A 21,460-nucleotide genomic window follows, 5' to 3' on the forward strand; every position below is an offset into this window, starting at 1 on the left:
GGTCGGTCGCATGCATCCCAGCGACCGGTCGCGGCTGAAGCCGCTCCTACAGAAAGCGGCGGGGGCTCAGCCCAGCAGCAGCCGCGCGCCCAGCGCGCACAGCAAGGCCGGCGGCATCACCAGCGCGCCGACCTTCAGGAAGCGCCAGAAGCCCACGTCCTCGCCTTCGCGGCGGATCGCGGTCAGCCACAGGATGGTGGCCAGCGAGCCGGTGATCGACAGGTTCGGCCCCAGGTCCACGCCGATCAGCAGCGCATCGACCACCAGTTGCGGCGGATGCGCCTGGGCGATGGTGGTGCTGGCGATCAATCCGGCCGGCAGGTTGTTCAGCAGGTTGGAGCCGAACGCCAGCAGCGTGCCGGCCGCGCCGGCGGTGGCCACCGGCGACTGCGTCGCGGAGGCCGACAGCGTCTGCGCGAGCCAGGCGATGACGCCGGTGCGCGACAAGGCCTCGACCAGCACGAACAGCCCGGCCACCAGCGGCAGCACCGCCCACGACACCGCCTTGGCCAGCGGCAGCGGCGACTGCCGGCCGCCCAGGCACACCGCCGCCAGCGTGGCCACGCCGGCCAGACAGGTGGGCAGGCCCAGCTCCAGACCAAGCGCCGAGACGCCGACCAGCAGCGCCGCGGTGGCGAGAATGCCGGCCAGCGCGAAGGCGCCGCCGCGGCTCAGCGGCACCGTATCCACGCGTTCGGCGCAGCGCCCGCGCAAGTCCTTGCGTTCGGCCCAGTACAGCATGCCGAAGGTGACCGCGATCGCCAGCAACGACGGCAGCGCGAAGGCGGCCATCCACGCGCCCAGCGTCGGCATGGTGCCGCCGTACAGCACCAGGTTGGCGGGATTGGAAATCGGCAGCACGAAGCTGGCGGCATTGGCGATCAGCGCGCAGGCGAACAGCAGCGGCAGCGGCTTGGCCCCGGCCTTGCGCGCGGCCGCGTACACCGCCGGGGTCAGCACCACCGCGGTGGCGTCGTTGGACAGGAAGGCGGTGACCACGATGCCGACCCCGAACACCAGCGCGAACAGGCGCCGCGGCGAGCCCTTGGCCAGGTTCACCGCATGCATCGCCACCCAGTCGAACAGGCCTTCGGCGCGCGCGGTTTCCGACAGCAGCATCATGCCGATCAGGAACAGGTAGACGTCGTAGCCCTTGAGCACCGCGTGCCAGGCATCGGCGCCGGGCATCAGGCCGAGCACCATCAACAGCGCCGCGCCGCCCACCGCCCACAGCGCTTCGGGCAGTTTGAACGGCCGCGCGATCACGCCCGCCGTGGCCAGCGCGCAGATGCTCCAGGTGGCGACGTTCGCCGTGTGTCCGCTGAGCATGGTCATGCCGCCGTCGCGGCGGCCGTGGCCGGGCAGGGCGCGTGCACCAGGCGATCGGCGAGGGCGGCGGCGCCGTCTGCGGCGGATGCGTGGGGAAGGGCGGACATGGCGGCAATCGGCACGCGGATCGGCAGGAAAGAACGGCCGGCAAGGATAGCAAGCCGATTGCCGTCGGCCTGGCGTTCAAATCCTCTTGGCGGAGCGCGTGCGCGGTTGCGTTCAGCGGCGAGGCGGCAGCGACGTGCGAATGCCGACAAGTGGGCTCCAGCGCATGGCTTTCGCTGTACGCAGCGACCGCCCGGGCACGTGCCTGACGGTCTCGGAAAGCGCGCACCAGCGTTGCGGGCGCGTCCCGATCGCGCATTGCATGCAGCAACCGCCCAGGCCACGCTGTTGCCGTGTCCCGTGTCCCGTGTCCCGTGTCCCGTGTCCCGTGTCCCGAGTCCCAAGTCCCAAGTCCCAAGTCCCAAGTCCCAAGTCCCAAGTCCCAAGTCCCGAGCCCCGCTATCGGACGTGCCGATCGATCCAGCGCTGCAGAAAGTCGCTCAGGCTCAGCTTGGTCGCCGGCGCCAGGCCGGCGCTGCGCACGAAACCGGCCGCGGCCTGGGCGAAGTCCTGTTTCGCACGCCGCGTCGCCTGCTGCGCCGCCGCCTGCTGCTGGCGCAATTGCACGAGATGCAGCGACGGCCGCCCGGGCGGCGCGAACTTCTGGTCGCGGCGCAGCGCATCGGCGGACAGGGTGGTGGCGTGCGCGGCGTGCAGCAGCGCACGCCTGGCCTGCAGCGCCCGCAGCAACCATTGCCCGGTGTCGCTGAGCCGCCAGGGCGCGGCCGGATCGGCGCTGGCGATCAGCAACGGCGGGATCGCGGCATCGGCGAGGCCGGCGGCGCTCGGGTCCAGGCGCTGCAGCCGGTCGAGAAAGTCGGCCTGTGCGAAGACGGTGTCGGTTGCCATGGGCGTCCCGGGAAGAAGCGAGCGCGGACTGTACGCGGTTTTTGCGCGTGGTGGCGCCGCCGAGGGGTGCGCAGTAGGCATGCAGGTCCGGACGTGCAGTATCGGCATGCACATTCGCGGTGGATGAACTCGCCGTGGCGGTGTTCAGGCGCTTCGATGCTGTCGGCTGGTGCGGCTGCAGTCTTGCCTTCGGCGGGCTCGGCGTCTGCAGCGTTGGGCGCATTGCCGGTCTGGGTGTTCCCGCTTGTAGGTGGGTTTCGGTCGCGGCCGAAGCCGCTCCTACAAGGGGCTTGTGGCCAGTCTCGTGGGGCATTGCAGGAGGGGTTCAATTGCGAAAGACGATCGGCAGTTCCGCGAATGCCCGACGTCGCTTGTCGCGGCTGAAGCCGCTCCTACAAGGGCGAGACTGTTCCGGTCCGCGACGCCGGCTCAGCTGCCGCCGCTCGTGGTTTCCGGCGCCGCGTCGGCGGTGTCGCCGCCGCGCTTCTGCGCGAACAGCCATTGCCACATCTTCGGATTACGGTAGGTGGCGTCCCAGGCGTTGTGGTTGCCTTCCGGATACTCGGTGTAGCGCACGTCGGCATCCAGGTTCTTGAACGCGCGGTAGATCTTGCGGTCGTCGTGCGGCAGCACCACGTCGTCCTCGGCGCCATGGAACATCCACACCGGAATCTGCTGCAGGCGTTCGGCCAGCGCGGTATAGGGGTCGGGCAGTTCCGCCACCGGGGTCACCACCAGATATTCGCGGTCCTCGTGCGGGGACAGGATCGCGCCGCACACCGGCACCAGCGCGGCGAAGCGCTGCGGCTGCTGCAGGGCGATTTCCCAGGTGCCGTAGCCGCCCATCGACATGCCGGTCAGGTAGGTGCGCTGCGGATCGCCGTTGAATTCGGCGCTGGCCGCGTCCAACGCCTGCAGCGCCATGGTCGCGTTGACCCCGTTCCACTCCTGCTCGTCCGGCACCTGCGGCATCACCACCAGCGCCGGGAAGTCGCCCAGGTGGCGGCGCAGGTACGGTCCCACGCCGGCATCGGCCTGCTGCTTGCCGTCGCTGCCGCGCTCGCCGGAGCCGTGCAGGAACAGCACCACCGGCACCGGTCCCTGGCGGTGCGGCGGCGCCGGCACGAACACCTGGTAGCGGTACAGGCGACCGTCCACGGTCAGTTGCCGGGCCACGAAATGGCCGGTGGCCGGATCGCTGGGCAGGCTGCTGCAACCGACCATGGACAGGCACAGCAGCATCAGCAACGAACGCATGGACATGGGCGGCCCTCGGCGGTGGAGATCCCCAGTATCGGCGTCCCGGCGCTTCGGCGACAGCGCGGCGTGCGGCCAGGGCCAGGGTCGGACATGCGCCAGTCAGGCGCCGCCGGCGCGGCGTTCAGCCTGTCGCGGGCGCCTCGGCATGCGGCGGCGAGAAAGCCGACACATGTGCGTGCGCCGGCGATGCGCTGGCGTGCGCGGCAATGCGGATGCCGCGCGGATCGGCCTACAGCAGCACCAGCGTGGCCAGGCCGAGGAAGCTGAGGAAGCCCATCACGTCGGTCAGGGTGGTCAGGATCACGCCGCCGGCCAGCGCCGGATCGAAGCCCAGGCGCTTGAGCGTCAGCGGCACCAGCACGCCGCCGAGCGCGGCGGTGAGCAGGTTGATGGTCAGCGCCGAGCCGATCACCAGCGACAGCAGCGGCTGGTGGAACCACGCCAGCACGATGATGCCCAGGCCGACGCCCAGCGCCAGGCCGTTGATCAGCGCTACAGCGAGTTCCTTGCGCAGCAGCACGGTGAAGTTGGAGGCGCCGATCTGGCCCAGTGCCAGGCCGCGCACCATCAGCGCCAGCACCTGGGTCCCGGCGTTGCCGCCCATGCCGGCGACGATCGGCATCAACGCGGCCAGCGCCACCAGCTTGGAGATGGTGCCCTCGAACTGGCTGACCACGCTGGAGGCGATGAACGCGGTGCCCAGGTTGATGGTCAGCCACAGCAGGCGGCGCCGGAACGCGCGCCGCACCGGGCTGAACATGTCCTCGTCCTCGTCCAGGCCGGCGGCGCTGAACGCCTGGTGCTCGGCCTGGTCGCGGATGATGTCGACCACGTCGTCGATGGTGATGCGGCCGAGCAGGATGTTGTTGTCGTCCACCACCGGCGCGGAGATCCAGTCGTGGTCGGAGAACTGCCGCGCGACCTCGTCGGCGCCTTCGCCGACGTCGATGGCCGGCTGCTCGTCGTCGATCAGCCGGTTGATCGGGGTGGAATCCTCGTGGGTGACCAGCGCGGCCAGCGAAACCCGGCCCAGGTACTGGTGGCGGCGGCTGACCACGAACAGGTGATCGGTGTGGTCCGGCAGTTCGCCGCGCAGGCGCAGGTAACGCAGCACCACGTCGACGTTGACGTCGGCGCGCACGGTGACCACGTCCGGGTTCATCAGGCGCCCGGCGCTGTCCTCGGGATAGGACAGCACCTGTTCCAGGCGCTCGCGGTTCTCGCGGTCCATCGACTTGAGCACTTCGTCGATGACCGTGTCGGGCAGATCCTCGACCAGGTTGGCCAGGTCGTCGATGTCGAGGTCTTCGACCGCGGCGATGATCTCGTCCGCGTCCATGTCCGCGAGCAGGCTTTCGCGCACTTCCTCGCCGACGTGCAGCAGCACCTCGCCGTCGTCTTCCGGATCGACCAGGCCCCACACCACCACGCGCTTGCCGGGCGGCAGCGACTCGAGCAGGTTGCCGATCTCCGCCGGCGCCAGCGTATTGACCAGCCGCCGTACCGGGCCCAGGCGCCCGCTATCCAGCGCATCGGACAGCAAACGCAGCTGCCGCGCGGTCTTGTCGTGGCGGACGGCGTCGGCCATGCGCTGCTCCTGAAAGTGGAAGGCCGCGCGCCGAAGGCGGGCGGTCGGTCAGATGTTCATCGCAACATTATCGCCTGCATGTTGCGGGAAGCACAGCGGGCCGGGATTTGGGATTTGGGATTTGGGATTGGGGATTGGGGATTGGGGATTGGGGATTGGATGGTGTTGCGCGAGTGCAGGCTGCTGCGCTTTTCTGTAGGAGGGGCTTCAGCCCCGACGCCTTACCGGTAACGCGTCGGGGCTGAAGCCCCTCCTACAGAAAAGCGGTGGGGCAGGCACTGCTGGGATTTGCGGTTGCTGCCCGAAGGGCTGGCGATTTTTTCATCAAGGCGCGCAGTGCAGGACGCCGCAGCCGGCATCCTGCAATCGAATCCTTACGTTCCGCAGCCGAACCGCTGCTTGTCCGAATCCCCAATCCCCAATCCCCAATCCCGGCACTCAAGCCAACCAGCGCTCGATGCCCTTGCGGTCGCGCGCCTGCAGCAGCTTTGCGCCACGCAAGCGCAGCGCCTGCAGGTCGGTGTCGCGGATCACCCGGCGCACTTCCAGCATCGTCGCCGGGTGCAGGCTGAACTCGCGCAGGCCCAGCGCCAGCAGCATCGGCGTCAGCGCCGGGTCGCCGGCGATCTCGCCGCACACCGCCACCGGTTTGCCATGCGCCTGGCCGGTGGCGATGACCTGCGCGATCAGGCGCAGCACCGCCGGGTGCAGCGGCGAATACAGCTCGCCCAGCGCTTCGTTGTTGCGATCGGCGGCGAGCAGGTATTGCACCAGGTCGTTGGTGCCGATCGACAGGAAGTCGATGGCGTCGATGAAGGTGTCCAGCGCGATCGCCGCGGCCGGCACCTCGATCATCGCGCCGAGTTGCACCTGCTCGGCAATGACATGGCCCTCGCGGCGCAGTTGCGCGGCGATGCGCTTGAGATGCCGGCGCATCGCCATGATCTCCTCGCGTGCGCCGATCATCGGCACCAGCACGCGCACCGGACCGTAGCCGGATGCGCGCAGGATCGCGCGCAGTTGCGTGTCCGAGACCTTTGGCCGGGCCAGCGACAGGCGCACGCCGCGCAGGCCCAGTGCCGGGTTCTGCTCGTTGCTCATGGTCAGGCCGGTGCGGTCGGCCTTGTCCGCGCCCAGGTCCAGGGTGCGGATGGTCACCGGCCGCCCGCTCATGCCCAGCACCGCGTCGCGGTAGGTGCGGAACTGTTCTTCCTCGTCGGGCAGCGCGTCGCGCTGCAGGAACAGGAATTCGGTGCGGTACAGGCCCAGGCCGTCGGCGCCCAGCGCATGCGCGCGGGCCACGTCGTCGCGCGATTCGGCGTTGGCCAGCAACACGATGTCGACGCCGTCCACGGTGCGGCTGGGCTTGGAGCGCAGCTTGCCGAGGCCGCGTTGCAGCTTGGCCTGGTCGCGCACCCGGGTGCGATAGTCGCGCAGATCGTCGGGCGTGGGCTCGACGATCACCGCGCCTTGCACGCCATCGACGATCAGCACGTCGCCGTCGTTGATCTTCTGCAGCGCATCGGCGACGCCGACCACCAGCGGCAGGTGCAGGCTGCGCGCCAGGATCGCGCTGTGCGACAGCGCGCTGCCGGCGCTGGTGACGATGCCGACCACGCCCTGCGCCTGCAATTGCGCCAGTTCCGACGGCGCCACGTTCTCGCACACCAGGATCTCGCCGGCCAGGCCGGCGCTGTCGGGCTGGCGCTTCTGCAGGAAGGCATGGATGCGCCCGATCACATGGTCCAGGTCGTCCATGCGGCTTTTCAGGTAGGCGTCTTCCATGTCGTCGAACACGGTCGCCAGGCGGTCGCGTTGCAGGCGCAAGGCGTAGTCGGCGCTGTAGCGGCCGGTGCGGATCAGTTCGTCCAGGCCGTGCAGCAGTTCCGGATCGTCGAGCAGCAGCGCGTGCAGGTCGAGGAACTCGCCGACCTCCTTGGCCAGGGCGCCGTGCAGGCGCTGGCGCAGGCCGTGCATTTCCTCGCGCGCGGCGTTCACCGCCAGGTGCAGGCGCTCCAGTTCTTCGGGAATCTGCGCGGCGCCGATGCGTTGTTCGGCCACCTCCAGCGCATGCGGCAGGCGTACCCGCGCGCGGCCCAGCGCGTTGCCGCGCGAGGCGCCATGGCCGACGATGCGCAGGCTCACCGCGCGCACCCGCGGCGGCGCGGCGGCGTGGTCGCCGACGGCGGCCGGCGCCGCATGCTCAGCTGTCCTCGTCGAAGCGCCGCTCGAACAGGCCGACCACGGCCTCCAGCGCGTCGGCTTCGTCGGCGCCGTCCACCCGCACCGTCACCGGCGTGCCCTGCGCGGCGGCCAGCAGCATCACGCCCATGATGCTCTTGGCGTTGACTTCGCGGCCCTTGGCCGCCAGCGTGGCGTTGCAACGGAACGAGGACAGCGTCTGCACCAGCTTGGCGGTCGCGCGCGCATGCAGGCCCAGTCGGTTGGATACGATGAGTTCGCGTTCAAGCATCGTCGATCACCACTCCGTTGCGCGAGCCGGCGGCGGCGGTCGCGGGCAACTGGTCCAGCCCCTGTTCGGGGTAATTCATGATCCGCAGCAGCATCGGCAGGCTCAGCGCCGAGACGCGCCGCATCGGCGTGCCGAGACGAGCGAGTTTCGTCGCCAGGTTGCTCGGGCTGGCGCCATACAGATCGGTGACGACCAGTACGCCGTCGCCGCCGTCGACCCGCCGCAATGCCGCCGATGCCTGCGGCAGCAGCGCATCCAGATCGGCATCGAGCGGGACTTCGAACGCTTCGGTCTTCAGCGGCAATTGCCGCAACAATCCGGTGGCCACGCTCAACAGCGACGCGCCCACACCGGGATGAGTAATCAGGAGAATGCCACAGGCCATGGGAGAACGTTAACAGGTCGGGCAGGGGGCAGGGAATGGCTGGTTGTGGGGCCGGGATTCGGGATTGGGGATTGGGGATTGGCAAAAGCGGGAGCGGCTCTGGCGTTTGCGAATCCCCAATCCCGAATCCCCAATCCCGGCCTTCGATCAATCCTGCTCGCGATGGAACGTCGCCACTTCCGGCCAACCCTGCTCGCGCGCGTGGCGGGCCAGGCGTTCGGCCAGGTACACCGAGCGGTGCTTGCCGCCGGTGCAGCCGAAGGCGATGGTGACGTAGCTGCGGGTGTCGTTGCGCAGCCGCGGCAGCCAGGTGTCGAGCAGGTCGACGATCTGCGCGGTGTAGCGCTGCACGTCCGGTTGCGCGTCCAGGTAGTCGCGCACGCCACTGTCGCGGCCGGTCAGCGGCCGCAGTTCCGGATCCCAGTGCGGATTGGGCAGCACCCGCGCGTCGAACACGAAGTCGGCTTCGGCCGGAACCCCGCGCCTGTAGGCGAAGGACTCGAACAGCAACGACAGGCTGTTCTCGTTGGTCAGCGCGAACTCGGTGGTGACCCGCCGGCGCAGCTGATGCACGTTGAGCGTGCTGGTGTCGATCACCGCATCGGCCTCGCGGCGCAGCGGTTCGGTGAGTGCGCGTTCGCGCTCGATCGCCTCCGGCAGCGACAGGCCCAGGTGCGACAGCGGATGCCGACGACGGGTGTCGGCGTAGCGCTTGATCAGCGCTTCGTCGGTGGCATCGAAGAACAGCAGCCGCGCGTCCAGGCCGAACTGCGCCACCGCCTCGCGCCAGCGCGACAGCTGCGCCAGGTCGCTGTGGCGGCTGCGCACGTCGATGCCCACCGCCAGCTTGCCGGGGCCGACGTCGTCGCGCACCAGGCTCTTGACGAAGGCCGGCAGCAGTTCCACCGGCAGGTTGTCGACGCAGTAGTAGTCCAGGTCCTCGAAGGTCTTCAGCGCCACCGATTTGCCGGAGCCGGACAGGCCGCTGACGATCACCAGGGTGGAGGTGTTCGCCACCGCGTTCATGGTGTGCGCCGTTCCAGCAGGTTGCTGTGGCGGGCGATGAACATCGCCGCCGGATCGATGCCCTTGGTGCGCAGGATGTGCAGGCGCGTGGCGGCCTCGGTCAGTACCGCCAGGTTGCGCCCGGGCATCACCGGCAGGGTGATCAGCGGCACGTCCAGGTCCAGCACATGGCGGGTGCCGGAATCGCCGGTCAGACGCTCGTAGCCATGCGGGGTCGGTTCGGTCATGGGCCGGGTCAGGTGCACGATCAGGCGAAGATACTTGTTCTTCTTTACAGCCGTGTCGCCGAACATATCGCGCACGTTGAGCACGCCCAGGCCGCGCACTTCCAGCAGGTCCTGCAGCAGTTCCGGGCAGGTGCCGTCGAGCACGTCGGGGGCGATCTGGGTGAACTCGGGGGCGTCGTCGGCCACCAGCCGATGGCCGCGGCTGAGCAGTTCCAGCGCCAGTTCGCTCTTGCCGGAGCCGGCCTCGCCGGTGATCAGCACGCCGATCGAGTAGATCTCCATGAACACCCCGTGCAGGATCACCCGCGGCGCCAGCGTGCGCGCCAGGTGATAGGACAGGTGGTTGAGCAGTTCGTGGCCGCGCTTGGGCGAGCCCCACAGCGGCGTGTCGGATTCGTCGGCGGCCGCGCGCAGGTCTTCGGGGCAGGACTGGTTCTTGGTGATCACCAGCGCCAGCGGCCGCACCTGCACGATCTTCTCGATGGTCTCCCAGCGCTGGCGCGAATCCAGCGAATCCAGCCAGGCCAATTCTTCGGTGCCGAGGATCTGCACCTTGTTCGGATAGATCGTATTGAGATAGCCGGCCAACGACGGGCGCCGCGACACCGCGTTGCCGGCTTCCAGCTCGCGGTGTTCGCCTTTTTGCCCGCCCAGCCAGCGCAGGCCGAGCCGGTCGCGTTGCTGGTCGAACAGTTCGCGGGCAGTGATGCTGGTATTCATGCTCATGCGGCGCTGGCCTGGGCAGCGCCGCCGAGCAGGTCGTGCAGCGCGGCAGCGTCGGGGGCGCGGCGCAGCGCCTCGCGGAAGCGCTCGTCGGAGAACTGTTCGGCCAGTTCCGACAGCAGCATCAGGTGTTGGTGGGTGTAGTGCGCCGGCACGGCCATCGCGAAGATCAGGTCGACCTGCGCGCCGTGGCCGTCGAAATCGATCGGTTGCTCCAGCCGCAACAAGGCGCCACGTGGTGCGTCGAGATGCGGGGCGCGGCCGTGCGGGATGGCGATGCCATGGCCGATGGCGGTGCTGCCGAGCTGTTCGCGCTCGCGCAGGCTGGCGAAGAGTTCGTCGAAGCCGGCCTGCGGACAGGCCAGCAGGCCGGCGGCGGTGCGCAGCAGGGTGTCGCGATCGGCGGCCGGCAGCACCTGGGTGCGGACGGCCGCCATTAGATCGGTCAAGGGCATGGCAGGAGCAACGTGTGCGGGATCACACGATATTGTCGCGCACCTCGGCGGCGTGGTGGTCCTGTTTCTTTTCCTTGTGCTTGATGATCAGCCGGTCGAGCTTGTCGGCGAGCAGGTCGATCGCCGCGTACATGGTCTGCGCGCTGGCATCGGCGTGCAGGGTGCGGCCGGGGACGTTGACGGTGGCTTCGACGTGGTGGTCGGGCTTGCGCAGCGCCAGCTGGGCGCGGACCTCGATGGTTTCCTCGTAATGCCGCTTCAGCCGTTGCAACTTGGTCTCCACGTACTCGCGCAGGGCGGGGGTGACTTCGATCTGCTGGCCGTAGGTCTCGATACGCATCGGATACTCCTTGGTTCGGGATTCACCTATGAACCATTGCCGCCTGCCGCCGACGCATCAACCGATGCGGACGCGTTCGTGGGAGGCGGAAATGTTCATGGCCTCACGATACTTCGCAACGGTGCGCCGCGCCACAGGCACGCCGGCGCCCTTCAGCAGGTCGGCCAGCTTGGCGTCAGAAAGCGGCTTGCGCGGGTTCTCGGCCTCGATCAGGCGCCGGATCATCGCCTGAATGGCGGTGCTGGAGGCTTCGCCGCCACTGTCGGTGTCGATGCCCGAGGCGAAGAAGGCGCGCAGCGGGATGGTGCCGCGCGGGGTGCGCACGTACTTGCGGGCGATGGCGCGGGAGATGGTGCTCTCGTGCAGGCCCAGTTCGCCGGCGATCTCGCGCAGAGTCAGCGGGCGCAGCGCCTGCTCGCCGAATTCGAGGAAGCCGGCCTGCTGGCGCAGCAGGCAGCGGGTCACCTTGAGCAGGGTCTCGCCGCGCGCCTCCAGGCTCTTCAGCAGCCAGCGCGCTTCCTGCAGCTGGCCGCGCAGGTAGCCGGCGTCGCTTTCGCCGCACTGGCGGATCAGTTGTTCGTAGCCGCGGTGGATGGTGACCTTGGGCCGCGCGTGCCCGGCCAGCGCCGCATGCCAGACGCCGCGCTGGCGCCAGATCACGCAGTCGGGCACCACGTAGGTGTCGGCGCTGAGTTCGCCGACCTGCTTGCCCGGGCGCGGGTCCAGCGAGCGCAGCAGGTTGACTGCGGTCTCCACCGCCGAGGCCGGGCGCTTGAGTTCGTGGGCGATGCCGGCGATGCCGCTGCGCGGCAGTTTCTCCAGCGGACCGTTGGCGATGGCGCGCGCCAGTTCCAGTCCGGGGGTGTCGGCGGGCAGCACGTCCAGCTGCAGGTTCAGGCATTCGCCCAGCGTGCGCGCGGCGATACCGACCGGGTCGAAGCGCTGGATCTGGTGCAGCACGGTGAGGATTTCCTCCTCCTCGGCGACAATGTCCGGCTGCAGGGTCTCGGCGATCGCGGCCAGCGGTTCGCGCAGGTAGCCGTCGTCGTCGAGCGCGTCGATCAGCGCCGCGCCGATGCTGCGGTCGCGCGGCGACAGGTGCGACAGATGCAACTGCCACAGCAGGTGGTCGATCAGCGTATCGGGATCGGCGACGCGCTCGGCGGCGCTGCCCATGTCGTCGTCGTCGTCGAAGGAACCGCCGCTGCCGCTGCTCCAGGCCGGCTCGGCATCGGACCAGTCGTCGCCGTCGTGCTGCGGCACGTTGTCCAGCGTATCGCCGGCCGGCGGCGCGACCTCGGCCTCGCCTTCGGCACTGCCGGCGCCGCCCACATCGAGCGTGGGCGCGGCGTCTTCGGCCCATTCCAGCAGCGGATTGCTCTCCACCGCCTCGGCGATCTCCACTTCCAGTTCGGCGCTGGACATCTGCAACAGCTTGATCGCCTGACGCAGTTGCGGCGTCATGACCAGATGCTGTCCCAGCGATGTCTGCAGCCGTGCTTTCATGCCTGTGCCGAACGAGGAGGGGGCGTATGGCGGGACGCCCGCGCGGTCACAGCCTGAAGGTTTCCCCGAGGTAGACGCGGCGCACGTCGCTGTTGGCCAGCAGCGCTTCCGGTGCCCCCTGCGCCAGCACGCTGCCTTCGTTGAGGATATACGCCCGGTCGCAGATTCCCAAGGTTTCGCGCACGTTGTGGTCGGTGATGAGCACGCCGATGCCGCGTTGTTTGAGGTGGGTGACGATGCGCTGGATTTCGCCGACCGAGATCGGGTCGACGCCGGCGAAGGGTTCGTCGAGCAGCATCAGCCGCGGCTTGGCGGCCAGCGCGCGGGCGATCTCGCAGCGGCGGCGCTCGCCGCCGGACAGGCTGGCGCCGAGCTGGTCGGCGACGTGGCCGATCTGCAGTTCGTCCAGCAGCGAGGACAGTTCGCGCTCGCGGCCGGCATCGTCCAGGTCCTCGCGCAGTTCCAGCACCAGGCGGATGTTGTCGGCGACGCTGAGCTTGCGGAACACCGACGGCTCCTGCGGCAGGTAGCCGACGCCCAGCTTGGCGCGCTTGTACATCGGCAGCGCGGTGATGTCGTTGCCGTCGAGCACGATGCGTCCGGCATCGGCCTCGACCAGGCCGACGATCATGTAGAAACAGGTGGTCTTGCCGGCGCCGTTGGGGCCGAGCAGGCCGACCACTTCGCCGGCCTCCAGGGTCAGCGCGAACTCGCGCACGACCTCGCGCTGCTTGTAGCGCTTGCGCAGGCCTTCGGCGAGCAGCATCACTGGCCTCCTTGCTTGGCCGGGGTGGTGGGCTTGGCTGGCGTCGCGGCGGGCTTGGCGGCCGGTTTGGCCGCCGGTTTGGCGCCAGCGGCTGGAGCGCCGGCGGGCGCAGCGTTCTTCGGCTGGATCACCGTGTGCACGCGGGTGCCGTCGCCGCCGCCCTGCATGTCGCCGGTCTTGGTGTTGTAGACCATGCGCTGACCGGCATTGGTGCCCTTGGGCGAGGTCATGCGGTAGTTGCCGGTCAACACCACCGTATCGGTGCCGACCTTGTAGTCGATGTTGTCGGCCACGGCATCCATCGGCGAGCCGTCGTCCAGTTCCTGCTTGAGCGTGGCCTGCTTGCCGACCAGCACGACGCGGTCGATGTCGCCATCCTTGCGGAACAGGTCGGCGGTGTCGGCATGGATTTCGAGCGTGCCCTGGATGATGACGACATTGCCCGTGTAACGGATCTTGCCGTTGTCGTCGAGCATGTTGCCGCTCTGGCTGGCGGAGGTGATATCCATCGGCTGGTTGCGATCGGACGACTTGGCCATCGCCAGGGCGGGCAGCAGCAGGGCGAGCAGCGCGAGCTTAGCGGGCAGCGTTCGGTTCATAGCGTGTCTTGACCTGTGAAAGGAGCTTGTACTGCCGGGACTTCAAGTCGATCTCGAAGCCGACGCCGGACTGCATCATACCGGGCCGGGTCATGGTGACCGGGTCGGCGGTGCGCGCGGCGTTGGTCTGCGGGAAGACGTCCAGGCTCTGGGTACGGAAGGTGGTGGGCGGGATGCTGGGCACCTTGGGGCTGTCGCCGGCGACGTCGCCGCGCAGGCGCAGCTCGTTGCCGTCGGCGCTGACCCAGCCGGTCTTGCTGCGCATCTCCCAGTGCTGGCCGTTGGCGTCCGGCAGCAGGAACAGCGGGGTTTCGATCGCCATGGTCTGGTCGGCGCGGCTGCGTTCCATCTGCGGCGCGCGCAGGGTCATCGATTCCTTGCCCTGCTTGTCCAGCGCCACGATCTGGAAATCGTGCGCGATGTAGTCCGAGCGCGCCTCGGCGTCGGTTGTCGGCACCCGCTTGCTGCGCTGGTGCCAGGCCGACCAGCCGCTGACCACGGCCGCGACCAGCAACAGGCCGCCGAGAACGGTACGCCAGTTCATGCGCCATGCTCCTGCAGCAGGGAGGGGACGTGGCCTTGCGCGGCCAGCAGCACGTCGCACAGCTCGCGTGCGGCGCCTTCGCCGCCGCGGGCGCGGGTCAGCCAGTGCACGTGCTCGGCGGTCCACGGATGCGCATTGGCCGGGGCCACCGCCAGCCCGACCACGCGCAGCGGCGCGAGATCCGGCAGATCGTCGCCCATGAAGCACACCTGGTCCAGGCTCAGCCCGCGCTCGTCGCACAGCGCCTGCACCCCGGCGCGCTTGTCCTTGACCCCGATCTGCACCAGCAGGCCCAGTTCCTGGCCGCGCTTCTCCGCGGCCAGGCTGGGCCGCGCGGTGATCAGCGCCACTTCGATGCCGTGCCGCCGCAGCTGCACCAGGCCCTGGCCGTCGAGCACGTTGAACGCCTTGCTCTCGTTGCCGTCGCGGTCGTAGTACAGGCGGCCGTCGGTCAGCGTGCCGTCCACGTCGAAGCACGCCAGGCGGATCCGGGCGGCGCGGTCGATCAGGTCGGCGGGAAGGTCGGCCAGCGGGGAATAGGGCATGGTTCGCTATATCGGGACGGGGAGGCCGGCTTTCCAGCAGGCCAGGGCCAGCGGCGCAAGACGCCGGCAGCGGTGAACAAGTTCAGGCTGTTAAACCACTCTGGCGCGCAACAGGTCGTGAATGTTGAGCGCGCCGACTGCACGGCCGTCGCCATCGACCACGATCAAGCCGTTGATCTTGTGGGTTTCCATCAGCCGTGCGGCCTCGGCGGCGAGTTGGTCGGCGCCGATCGTGCGCGGTTGTCGGGTCATCACGTCGGCGATGCGGGTCTGGCGCACGTCCAGCGGGCTGTCCAGGGTGCGGCGCAGGTCGCCGTCGGTGAACAGGCCGAGCAGGCGCCCGTCGCCATCGACCACCGCGGTCATGCCCAGGCGCTTGCGGCTCATCTCCACCAGCGCCTCGCTGAGGCTGGCGTCCTCGCGCACCCGCGGCAGCTCGTCGCCACCGTGCATCACGTCGGTGATGTGCAGCAGCAGGCGCCGGCCCAGGCTGCCGGCCGGGTGCGAGCGGGCGAAGTCGTCGGCGGTGAAGCCGCGCGCGTCCAGCAGCGCCACCGCCAGCGCATCGCCCAGCGCCAGCGAGGCGGTGGTGCTGGAGGTCGGCGCCAGGTCCAGCGGGCAGGCCTCGGCCGGCACGCTGACGTCCAGGTGCAGGTCGGCCTCGCGCGCCAGCGTGGACTGGGCGCGGCCGGTCATCGCGATCACCGCGTTGCCCTGGCGCTTGAGCACCGGCAGCAGCATCAGGATCTCGTCGGACTCGCCGGAATAGGACAGCGCCAAAACCACGTCGGCATCGGTGATCATGCCCAGGTCGCCGTGCCCGGCCTCGCCGGGATGCACATAGAACGCCGGGGTGCCGGTGGAGGCGAGGGTGGCGGCGATCTTGCGCGCCACGTGCCCGGACTTGCCCATGCCGGTGGCGACCACGCGCCCGCGCGAGGCCAGGATCAGCCGGCAGGCGGCGGCGAACTCGGCGCCGATGCGCGCACCGACCGCGCCCAGCGCGGCCTGCTCGATCTCGACCACGCGGCGGCCGCTGGCGACCAGGCTGGCGTCGTCGATCGCGGCGGGGGACAGGGGCGATACAGCCATGCGGAAGCCGGTCGGAGGGTAGAATGGCCGATCATTTTATTAGGAAAGCCCGTTGGACGCCGAAACCATCCGTAAACTGATCGAGGCCGGCCTGCCCGGCGCGCGCGTGCAGGTGCAGGGCGACGACGGCGTGCACTTCGAGGCCACCGTGGTCAGCGCCGCGTTCGCCGGCAAGCTGCCGCTGGCCCGCCACCGCATGGTCTACGCGACGCTGGGCGAGCTGATGGGCGGGGCGATCCATGCGCTGGCGCTGACCACGCTGACCCCCGAACAGGCCGGCTGAGCCGCGCCTTCCGCGTTCCTTCCGTTTCTTCTTTCCAATCCCCCGAGACCCATGGCCAAAATCGTAGTGACCGGCGGCGAACCGCTGCACGGTGAAGTGAACATTTCCGGCGCCAAGAACGCGGTGCTGCCGATCCTGTGCGCGACCCTGCTGGCCGACGCGCCGGTGGAGATCACCAACGTGCCGCAACTGCACGACGTGATCACCACGGTGAAGCTGCTCGGCGAACTGGGCGCCGAGGTCACCATCGACGAGGGCACCCTGGCGCGCGGCAGCGCGATCACCGTCGATCCGCGCAAGGTCGACCAGCACGTCGCGCCGTACGAACTGGTGCGCACCATGCGCGCCTCGATCCTGGTGCTGGGCCCGCTGCTGGCCAAGTTCGGCGCGGCCGAAGTGTCGCTGCCCGGCGGCTGCGCGATCGGCTCGCGGCCGGTGGACCAGCACATCAAGGGCCTGCAGGCGCTGGGCGCGGAGATCAGCGTCGAGAACGGCTACATCAAGGCGACCAGCAACGGCCGGCTGAAGGGCGGCCGCTACGTGTTCGACATGGTCAGCGTCACCGGCACCGAGAACGTGCTGATGGCCGCGGCCCTGGCCGACGGCACCACGGTGCTGGAGAACGCGGCGATGGAGCCCGAGGTCACCGACCTGGCCGACTGCCTGGTCGCGCTCGGCGCGAAGATCGAAGGCGCCGGCACCTCGCGCATCGTCGTGCACGGTGTGGAACGCCTGTCCGGCGGCCGCCACGCGGTGCTGCCCGACCGCATCGAGACCGGTACCTTCCTGGTCGCCGCGGCGATGACCGGCGGCAGCGTCACCGTGCGCCGCGCGCGCGCCGACACGCTCGATGCGGTGCTCGACAAGCTGAGCGAGGCCGGCGCCAGCATCGAGACCGGCCCAGACTGGATCCGCCTGGACATGCAGGGCAAGCGCCCGCGCGCAGTGAGCCTGACCACCGCGCCGTACCCGGCGTTCCCGACCGACATGCAGGCGCAATTCATGGCGCTCAACTGCGTGGCCGACGGCGTCGGCGTGATCAACGAGACGATCTTCGAGAACCGTTTCATGCACGTCAACGAGCTGCTGCGCCTGGGCGCGGACATCCAGGTCGAAGGCCATACCGCGATCGTGCGCGGCAGCGAGCGGCTCAGCGGCGCGCCGGTGATGGCCACCGACCTGCGCGCCTCGGCCTCGCTGATCCTGGCCGGCCTGGTCGCCGACGGCGACACCACCATCGACCGCATCTACCACCTGGACCGTGGCTACGAGAACATCGAGGAGAAGCTGGGGGCGCTGGGCGCGTCCATCCGGCGCATCGCATGATCCTCAGCGGCCGTTTCAGCCGCCGGCGCAAGGTGCTGCTGGCGGTAGTGATCCTGTTCGTGGCCTGGATCGGCTACGCCTGGTACGCCGGCATCGCCATCACCCAGGGCATCGAGCAGCGCGACATGGACTGGAACGGCGACGGCCAGGTCAGCCGCGGCGAGATCGCGCAGGCGTTCTACGCGGTCGGCGTGACCCGCACCCAGAACGGCCCGCGCCAGTGCAGCACCTTCTACTGGCGCGACAGCGGCACGCAGATCCGCGTGGACTGCCGCACCACCTTCAAGGCCGCGCCGGCGGAAAAGAAGTAACGGCGCAGGGCGGGGCGCTGCCTAGTCGGCGCCCGCTTTGGGAGTGCGGTAGGGAAAGACAAGGCCGGTCGTCGCGATCCATGTTCCATGGAGAGGAGTTCACGCGCGCCTCGGGGTCAGCCGCAAATCGCCGGCCGGTTTCGCAGGACGATTCGCGCCCTCGCCTCGGGGCTGAAGCCCCTCCCACATGGGAAGGCCACGCGCTGGGGAACTGCTGCTGCAATTCCCGAATCCCGGCTCACCGCGTCGCGGCTGAAGCCGCTGCTACATGGGAAACACAAATAGCGGGGAAACCGCTGTTGCGATTCCCCAATCCCAATTCCCCGTTCCCACGGCGAAGCCGCCGTTGCGATTCCCCAATCCCGAATCCCCAATCCCGGCCTCAGTGCAGCGTCTTGATGGTCAGGTCCAGCGCGTCCTGGCCGTTCTCGCGCTGCAGGATGCGCACCGGCACCGGCATGTCCGGCACGATCCAGGCGATGATCTCCTTGGAGCCGTCGCTGCGGCTGACCTTGGTCGCCTGCTCGCTCTTGCCGTTGACGGTGATCGCTTCCTTGCCGGCCACCTTGTAGCTCATCGGCTTGGCGCGGCCCTCGTCGACCATGCGGTAGCTGGGGGTCTTGCCGGCGTTGACGTCGCGCGCGATCGCCAGGTTGATCAGCAGCGCGTCCATGTCGCCGGGCTGCAGCTTCACCGGGCCACGGCGGTCCGGCTTGACGTCGCCGGCCCAGGTCGCCTGCGCGGTGCTCCAGTCGTAATTGGCGGTCACCGCCTTCTTCTTGATCAGGAACAGCGAGCGGTCGTCGCTGCTGAGCGGGCGCAGTTGCCCGCCCTTTTCCTCGAACACGGTGCTCTGGCTCAGGTCGGCGACCTGGTTCTTGATCGACAGGCTGTAGCGCCAGCGGTTGTTGCCTTCGCTGGCCAGGGTCATCAAGCCGTTGGCCTGCATGCCCATGTAGCTGGCCTGATAGTCCGCCTTGAACGGCTCCAGTGCCAGGGCGGGCAGGCTGGCCAGCGCCAGCAGGGCGGCGGCGACGGCGGACAGCGGGCGGGCGATGCGTGTCATGGTCAGACTCCTTGATATTCGGTCAGGCGCAGGTCGATGCGGTCTTCGCCGTTTTCGCGCTGCAGGATGCGTACCGGCGTCGGCACGCCGTTGGCGATCCACAGAATGGTCTCATTCCTGCCGCCATTGGTGCGCGACACGCGCAGCGCGTCGTAGTTGAGATCGCCGACCTGCACCGTCTCGGTCTGCTCGGCGGCATGGTAGATGTGTTCGCGCACGCGGCCGACGTCGACGAAGCGGTAGGTCATGGTCTTGCCCGGCTGCGCGTCGCGCATGATCGACAGGTTGATCAGCAGCGCGCTCTGGTCGCCGGGCTGCAGCGGGATCGGCTGCTGCCGGTCCTTCTTCAGGTCGCCGTCCCAGCGCGCCACGCCCTTGCTCCAGTCGTAGAAGCCGGTGACCTTCTTGCCGAAGAACACCGCCTTCTTCACCGTGCTCTGGCTCTGCGGCACGTAGCGCCCGTCCTGGGTGCGGAACACCGTGCTCTGCTCGATGTTCAGGCCGAGGATGCTGGCGAAGCCGCTGCGGCCCTGCACGCCCAGGTCCACGCGCCATTCGTCGCCGTTGCCGTGGCTGACTTCCATGCGCGCATCGCCGGCCTGCTTGCCCTTGTACAGCGCCTGGTAGGTGGCCACGAAGGGTTGCAGCGGCGGCGGCGTCCACGGCGCCGCCTGCAGGTCAGGCGCGGCAGCCGGTGCGGGAGCGGCAGGCACGGGAGTGGCTGGCGCGGTCGGCGCCTGTGGCGGTGGCGTCGGCGTGGCTGCCGGCGCCGGGGGCGCCTGCGCGAGCGCGCCGATGGCCGGCGCCAGCAGGCCGAGGCAGGCCACGGCAAGAACAGCGAACGGACGCGGAAGGGGCTTCATGGGATCGGCTGCGAGAGAAGGGAGTAGGGCGCGAATGCGTCGCAGCGGTATCGGGCCGCGGCGTATTCAGGAAATCAGCACGCCCTGGCAATCTAGGCGCAGCGGACTAAACCGACACTGACCGTCTAGCCAGACGCTGCCATCCCGTTCAGCCAGGCGTCCGGCCGCGGCCAACTGCAGCACTGCGCACAGCAACTGGTGTTCGCGCGGCAGCAGGCGCTGCGCCAGGTCCTCCGGGCGGTCGCCGGCCTGCACCGGCACTCGCACCTGCGCGATCACCGCGCCGGCATCCAGTTCCGGCACCACGAAGTGCACGCTGGCGCCGTGTTCGGCGTCGCCGGCGGCGAGCGCCTGCGCGTGGGTATGCAGGCCGCGGTACTTGGGCAGCAACGAGGGATGGATGTTGAGCAGGCGGCCGGCGAAGCGCTGCACGAAGCCATCGCCGAGGATGCGCATGTAGCCGGCGCAGACGATCCAGTCCGGCTCCGCCGCGGCGACCGCATCGCCCAGCGCCCGATCGAAGGCGGCGCGGTCGGGGAAGCCGTTCGGCGCCGCCGACCAGCGCAGGGCCGGCGCCACCTTGGCTAGCGCCGGCGCCTGCGCGCGGTCGCTGAACACCCCGACCACCTGCGCATCCAGCGCGCCGGCGGCGATCGCATCGAGCAGCGCCTGCAGGTTGGAACCGCGGCCGGAGGCCAGCACCGCCAGGCGGACGGTCATCGGCGCGGTTCCTGGAACAGGGCGCTGGCGGCCGGACGCTGCAAGACCAGCAGGGTCCACACCCCCAGTGCGGTGCCCAGCGGGAAGCCGAAACAGGTCAGCGTCGCGGCAGCCTTGCACAGGGTCAGCTTGCGGCGCCGACGCAGCGCCAGCGCCGCGGCCACGTGCGCCAGCAGCAACGTCAGACCCAGTGCCAGCATCACCGAGAGCATGACGATGACCGCCTGGCCATTCTGCGCATCGTGAGCGCTCTGTCCGGCTGCGGTCTTGGCCGCTTCGTAATGAATGCCGAAGGCCAGAAAGCCGCCCAGCAGCAGAACCGACAGTCCTTGCAGCGCCGCCATCACCGCGTACAGGGTGGCCAGCGTGCGCAGGTCCGATTCGGCGCGCAGGGACGCGATGCGGTCCAGGTCCTGGGAGGGCAAGGGTGGGGGCAGCGACATCGTGCGGTCTCTAGCGCGGCAATGGGGTGGGGTGGTCGGCGCGCCGCCACGGCCAGGCGCTGGCGCAACCCAGGGTGGCCAGCAGCATGTCCATGTGCGCGTCCCACGGGTCGCCCTGCTGGCCGTTGTAGGACTCGGCCTGCTCGGGCGACAGCAGCAGGGCGATCGACCATTCCAGCCATTCGTAGACCAGGCTGGCGCACATGATCGCCATCGTCGCCAGCGCGAACGCCTGCCGCGCGCTCAGCGCCGGCCAGCGCTGGCGCGCGTATTCGCGCAACGCCGGCGCGAAGCACAGCCCGAACAGCAGGTGGATCAGGCGGTCGGTGTGGTTGCGCTGCCAGCCGAACGCGGCATTCGGCGACCAGCCGCTGAGCGCGCGCAGCCACTGGTCGTAGGGCACGTTCGAGTACAGCCAGTGCGCGGCGATGTTGTGCACGCTGATGAAGATGCAGATCGCGGCGAAGTGCGCGCGGCGCAGCGGCCAGCGGCGGTCGTGCCAGACCAGCCAGGCGATGCCCAGCACCGCCAGCGAACTGTGCATCGCCTGTTCCGCCGGCCACAGCGGATGCACCCAGCTGGCGGCGAACACCGCCAGGGTCAGCGCCAGCCAGGCGCGCTTGCCCGCCGCCATGC

26 protein-coding genes are annotated in these 21,460 nt (G+C 69.4%); 3 read left to right on the plus strand and 23 right to left on the minus strand.

The genetic code is table 11. The annotated features are described in order from the left end of the window. Window positions 1–66: 66 nt before the first annotated feature. From AB3X08_RS07050 to AB3X08_RS07135, 18 genes are all read right to left on the minus strand, one after another. A complete protein-coding gene (locus tag AB3X08_RS07050; RefSeq protein WP_369937182.1) occupies window positions 67–1,335 on the minus strand; it encodes an arsenic transporter in 1,269 nt (422 codons plus the stop codon). Next, window positions 1,332–1,586 (minus strand): hypothetical protein, encoded by a 255-nt coding sequence (locus AB3X08_RS07055; protein ID WP_369937183.1) that lies wholly within the window; start codon window positions 1,584–1,586, stop codon window positions 1,332–1,334. Before AB3X08_RS07055 ends, AB3X08_RS07050 begins: the two co-directional genes overlap by 4 nt. A 247-nt stretch (window positions 1,587–1,833) precedes the next feature. Next, window positions 1,834–2,283, minus strand: a complete 450-nt coding sequence (locus AB3X08_RS07060) for a hypothetical protein (RefSeq protein WP_369937184.1) — start codon at window positions 2,281–2,283, stop codon at window positions 1,834–1,836. A gap of 429 nt (window positions 2,284–2,712) precedes the next feature. Then, the gene (locus tag AB3X08_RS07065; protein WP_369937185.1) at window positions 2,713–3,546 is read right to left on the minus strand and encodes a prolyl oligopeptidase family serine peptidase; all 834 of its coding nucleotides are present in this window, start codon (window positions 3,544–3,546) and stop codon (window positions 2,713–2,715) included. A gap of 226 nt (window positions 3,547–3,772) precedes the next feature. Beyond that, the gene (gene mgtE / locus AB3X08_RS07070) at window positions 3,773–5,131 is read right to left on the minus strand and encodes a magnesium transporter (protein WP_184410670.1); all 1,359 of its coding nucleotides are present in this window, start codon (window positions 5,129–5,131) and stop codon (window positions 3,773–3,775) included. 438 nt (window positions 5,132–5,569) lie between these two features. Then, window positions 5,570–7,276 (minus strand): phosphoenolpyruvate--protein phosphotransferase, encoded by a 1,707-nt coding sequence (ptsP, locus tag AB3X08_RS07075; RefSeq protein ID WP_369937186.1) that lies wholly within the window; start codon window positions 7,274–7,276, stop codon window positions 5,570–5,572. A gap of 58 nt (window positions 7,277–7,334) precedes the next feature. Next, entirely contained in the window at window positions 7,335–7,604 is a 270-nt protein-coding gene (locus AB3X08_RS07080) for an HPr family phosphocarrier protein (protein WP_009591660.1), read from the minus strand. Next, window positions 7,597–7,989, minus strand: coding sequence for a PTS sugar transporter subunit IIA (locus AB3X08_RS07085; RefSeq protein WP_369937187.1), 393 nt, complete (start codon window positions 7,987–7,989; stop codon window positions 7,597–7,599). Before AB3X08_RS07085 ends, AB3X08_RS07080 begins: the two co-directional genes overlap by 8 nt. Before the next feature lie 147 nt (window positions 7,990–8,136). Beyond that, window positions 8,137–9,015 (minus strand): RNase adapter RapZ, encoded by an 879-nt coding sequence (gene rapZ, locus AB3X08_RS07090; RefSeq protein WP_179566240.1) that lies wholly within the window; start codon window positions 9,013–9,015, stop codon window positions 8,137–8,139. After that, window positions 9,012–9,962: an HPr(Ser) kinase/phosphatase gene (gene hprK / locus AB3X08_RS07095; RefSeq protein WP_179567931.1), complete on the minus strand. Its 951-nt coding sequence runs from the start codon at window positions 9,960–9,962 to the stop codon at window positions 9,012–9,014. Before hprK ends, rapZ begins: the two co-directional genes overlap by 4 nt. 2 nt (window positions 9,963–9,964) lie before the next feature. Further along, the gene (locus AB3X08_RS07100) at window positions 9,965–10,420 is read right to left on the minus strand and encodes a PTS sugar transporter subunit IIA (protein ID WP_369937188.1); all 456 of its coding nucleotides are present in this window, start codon (window positions 10,418–10,420) and stop codon (window positions 9,965–9,967) included. 22 nt (window positions 10,421–10,442) lie between these two features. Next, on the minus strand, window positions 10,443–10,760 hold the full coding sequence (gene hpf, locus AB3X08_RS07105; protein WP_003478125.1) for a ribosome hibernation-promoting factor, HPF/YfiA family: 318 nt from the start codon (window positions 10,758–10,760) through the stop codon (window positions 10,443–10,445). Between the two features lie 57 nt (window positions 10,761–10,817). Continuing rightward, on the minus strand, window positions 10,818–12,266 hold the full coding sequence (locus AB3X08_RS07110; protein WP_369937190.1) for an RNA polymerase factor sigma-54: 1,449 nt from the start codon (window positions 12,264–12,266) through the stop codon (window positions 10,818–10,820). A 46-nt stretch (window positions 12,267–12,312) separates the two neighbouring features. Next, a complete protein-coding gene (lptB, locus tag AB3X08_RS07115; RefSeq protein ID WP_228319657.1) occupies window positions 12,313–13,032 on the minus strand; it encodes an LPS export ABC transporter ATP-binding protein in 720 nt (239 codons plus the stop codon). Continuing rightward, window positions 13,032–13,631 carry a lipopolysaccharide transport periplasmic protein LptA gene (lptA, locus tag AB3X08_RS07120; RefSeq protein WP_369937191.1) on the minus strand — a complete coding sequence of 200 codons (600 nt, stop codon included), beginning with the start codon at window positions 13,629–13,631 and terminating at the stop codon, window positions 13,032–13,034. The genes lptB and lptA overlap by 1 nt, the downstream gene beginning before the upstream one ends. Next, on the minus strand, window positions 13,609–14,175 hold the full coding sequence (gene lptC, locus AB3X08_RS07125) for an LPS export ABC transporter periplasmic protein LptC (RefSeq protein ID WP_369937192.1): 567 nt from the start codon (window positions 14,173–14,175) through the stop codon (window positions 13,609–13,611). Before lptC ends, lptA begins: the two co-directional genes overlap by 23 nt. Further along, complete coding sequence (locus AB3X08_RS07130; RefSeq protein ID WP_184410662.1) at window positions 14,172–14,720, minus strand: KdsC family phosphatase; 549 nt, start codon at window positions 14,718–14,720, stop codon at window positions 14,172–14,174. Before AB3X08_RS07130 ends, lptC begins: the two co-directional genes overlap by 4 nt. Before the next feature lie 90 nt (window positions 14,721–14,810). Then, window positions 14,811–15,812 carry a KpsF/GutQ family sugar-phosphate isomerase gene (locus AB3X08_RS07135; RefSeq protein WP_369937193.1) on the minus strand — a complete coding sequence of 334 codons (1,002 nt, stop codon included), beginning with the start codon at window positions 15,810–15,812 and terminating at the stop codon, window positions 14,811–14,813. A 52-nt stretch (window positions 15,813–15,864) separates the two neighbouring features. Here AB3X08_RS07135 and AB3X08_RS07140 point away from each other — a divergent pair, with 52 nt between their 5' ends. The 3 genes from AB3X08_RS07140 to AB3X08_RS07150 are packed head-to-tail and all read left to right on the plus strand — an operon-like array spanning window position 15,865 to window position 17,732. After that, window positions 15,865–16,095 carry a BolA family protein gene (locus AB3X08_RS07140; protein WP_003478139.1) on the plus strand — a complete coding sequence of 77 codons (231 nt, stop codon included), beginning with the start codon at window positions 15,865–15,867 and terminating at the stop codon, window positions 16,093–16,095. Between the two features lie 51 nt (window positions 16,096–16,146). Next, the gene (gene murA / locus AB3X08_RS07145; RefSeq protein ID WP_369937194.1) at window positions 16,147–17,421 is read left to right on the plus strand and encodes a UDP-N-acetylglucosamine 1-carboxyvinyltransferase; all 1,275 of its coding nucleotides are present in this window, start codon (window positions 16,147–16,149) and stop codon (window positions 17,419–17,421) included. Further along, window positions 17,418–17,732 carry an EF-hand domain-containing protein gene (locus tag AB3X08_RS07150; RefSeq protein ID WP_369937196.1) on the plus strand — a complete coding sequence of 105 codons (315 nt, stop codon included), beginning with the start codon at window positions 17,418–17,420 and terminating at the stop codon, window positions 17,730–17,732. The genes murA and AB3X08_RS07150 overlap by 4 nt, the downstream gene beginning before the upstream one ends. 382 nt (window positions 17,733–18,114) lie before the next feature. On the opposite strand, the gene AB3X08_RS07155 is transcribed toward AB3X08_RS07150, so the two are convergent. From AB3X08_RS07155 to AB3X08_RS07175, 5 genes are all read right to left on the minus strand, one after another. Next, entirely contained in the window at window positions 18,115–18,798 is a 684-nt protein-coding gene (locus AB3X08_RS07155) for a DUF3108 domain-containing protein (RefSeq protein WP_184410658.1), read from the minus strand. A gap of 2 nt (window positions 18,799–18,800) precedes the next feature. Beyond that, entirely contained in the window at window positions 18,801–19,661 is an 861-nt protein-coding gene (locus tag AB3X08_RS07160) for a DUF3108 domain-containing protein (protein ID WP_369937199.1), read from the minus strand. 66 nt (window positions 19,662–19,727) lie between these two features. Further along, complete coding sequence (purN, locus tag AB3X08_RS07165) at window positions 19,728–20,381, minus strand: phosphoribosylglycinamide formyltransferase (RefSeq protein ID WP_369937202.1); 654 nt, start codon at window positions 20,379–20,381, stop codon at window positions 19,728–19,730. Beyond that, the gene (locus AB3X08_RS07170; protein WP_369937204.1) at window positions 20,378–20,824 is read right to left on the minus strand and encodes a hypothetical protein; all 447 of its coding nucleotides are present in this window, start codon (window positions 20,822–20,824) and stop codon (window positions 20,378–20,380) included. Before AB3X08_RS07170 ends, purN begins: the two co-directional genes overlap by 4 nt. Window positions 20,825–20,834: 10 nt before the next feature. Beyond that, window positions 20,835–21,458 (minus strand): DUF2238 domain-containing protein, encoded by a 624-nt coding sequence (locus AB3X08_RS07175; RefSeq protein ID WP_369937206.1) that lies wholly within the window; start codon window positions 21,456–21,458, stop codon window positions 20,835–20,837. Between the last annotated feature and the right edge of the window lie 2 nt (window positions 21,459–21,460).

Origin of the sequence: Xanthomonas sp. DAR 34887 (assembly GCF_041245805.1) — a bacterium.
In the GTDB taxonomy this organism is placed as follows: domain Bacteria; phylum Pseudomonadota; class Gammaproteobacteria; order Xanthomonadales; family Xanthomonadaceae; genus Xanthomonas_A; species Xanthomonas_A tesorieronis.

Excerpts from the sequence above, each read along its gene's own strand:
- AB3X08_RS07050 (WP_369937182.1), bottom strand. The coding sequence starts at position 1,335 with ATGACCATGCTCAGCGGACACACGGCGAACGTCGCCACCTGGAGCATC.
- AB3X08_RS07060 (WP_369937184.1), bottom strand. The coding sequence starts at position 2,283 with ATGGCAACCGACACCGTCTTCGCACAGGCCGACTTTCTCGACCGGCTG.
- AB3X08_RS07065 (WP_369937185.1), bottom strand. The coding sequence starts at position 3,546 with ATGTCCATGCGTTCGTTGCTGATGCTGCTGTGCCTGTCCATGGTCGGT.
- mgtE (WP_184410670.1), bottom strand. The coding sequence starts at position 5,131 with ATGGCCGACGCCGTCCGCCACGACAAGACCGCGCGGCAGCTGCGTTTG.
- AB3X08_RS07080 (WP_009591660.1), bottom strand. The coding sequence starts at position 7,604 with ATGCTTGAACGCGAACTCATCGTATCCAACCGACTGGGCCTGCATGCG.
- AB3X08_RS07085 (WP_369937187.1), bottom strand. The coding sequence starts at position 7,989 with ATGGCCTGTGGCATTCTCCTGATTACTCATCCCGGTGTGGGCGCGTCG.
- rapZ (WP_179566240.1), bottom strand. The coding sequence starts at position 9,015 with ATGAACGCGGTGGCGAACACCTCCACCCTGGTGATCGTCAGCGGCCTG.
- hprK (WP_179567931.1), bottom strand. The coding sequence starts at position 9,962 with ATGAATACCAGCATCACTGCCCGCGAACTGTTCGACCAGCAACGCGAC.
- AB3X08_RS07100 (WP_369937188.1), bottom strand. The coding sequence starts at position 10,420 with ATGCCCTTGACCGATCTAATGGCGGCCGTCCGCACCCAGGTGCTGCCG.
- hpf (WP_003478125.1), bottom strand. The coding sequence starts at position 10,760 with ATGCGTATCGAGACCTACGGCCAGCAGATCGAAGTCACCCCCGCCCTG.
- AB3X08_RS07110 (WP_369937190.1), bottom strand. The coding sequence starts at position 12,266 with ATGAAAGCACGGCTGCAGACATCGCTGGGACAGCATCTGGTCATGACG.
- lptB (WP_228319657.1), bottom strand. The coding sequence starts at position 13,032 with ATGCTGCTCGCCGAAGGCCTGCGCAAGCGCTACAAGCAGCGCGAGGTC.
- lptA (WP_369937191.1), bottom strand. The coding sequence starts at position 13,631 with ATGAACCGAACGCTGCCCGCTAAGCTCGCGCTGCTCGCCCTGCTGCTG.
- lptC (WP_369937192.1), bottom strand. The coding sequence starts at position 14,175 with ATGAACTGGCGTACCGTTCTCGGCGGCCTGTTGCTGGTCGCGGCCGTG.
- AB3X08_RS07130 (WP_184410662.1), bottom strand. The coding sequence starts at position 14,720 with ATGCCCTATTCCCCGCTGGCCGACCTTCCCGCCGACCTGATCGACCGC.
- AB3X08_RS07135 (WP_369937193.1), bottom strand. The coding sequence starts at position 15,812 with ATGGCTGTATCGCCCCTGTCCCCCGCCGCGATCGACGACGCCAGCCTG.
- murA (WP_369937194.1), top strand. The coding sequence starts at position 16,147 with ATGGCCAAAATCGTAGTGACCGGCGGCGAACCGCTGCACGGTGAAGTG.
- AB3X08_RS07150 (WP_369937196.1), top strand. The coding sequence starts at position 17,418 with ATGATCCTCAGCGGCCGTTTCAGCCGCCGGCGCAAGGTGCTGCTGGCG.
- AB3X08_RS07155 (WP_184410658.1), bottom strand. The coding sequence starts at position 18,798 with ATGACACGCATCGCCCGCCCGCTGTCCGCCGTCGCCGCCGCCCTGCTG.
- AB3X08_RS07160 (WP_369937199.1), bottom strand. The coding sequence starts at position 19,661 with ATGAAGCCCCTTCCGCGTCCGTTCGCTGTTCTTGCCGTGGCCTGCCTC.
- purN (WP_369937202.1), bottom strand. The coding sequence starts at position 20,381 with ATGACCGTCCGCCTGGCGGTGCTGGCCTCCGGCCGCGGTTCCAACCTG.
- AB3X08_RS07170 (WP_369937204.1), bottom strand. The coding sequence starts at position 20,824 with ATGTCGCTGCCCCCACCCTTGCCCTCCCAGGACCTGGACCGCATCGCG.
- AB3X08_RS07175 (WP_369937206.1), bottom strand. The coding sequence starts at position 21,458 with ATGGCGGCGGGCAAGCGCGCCTGGCTGGCGCTGACCCTGGCGGTGTTC.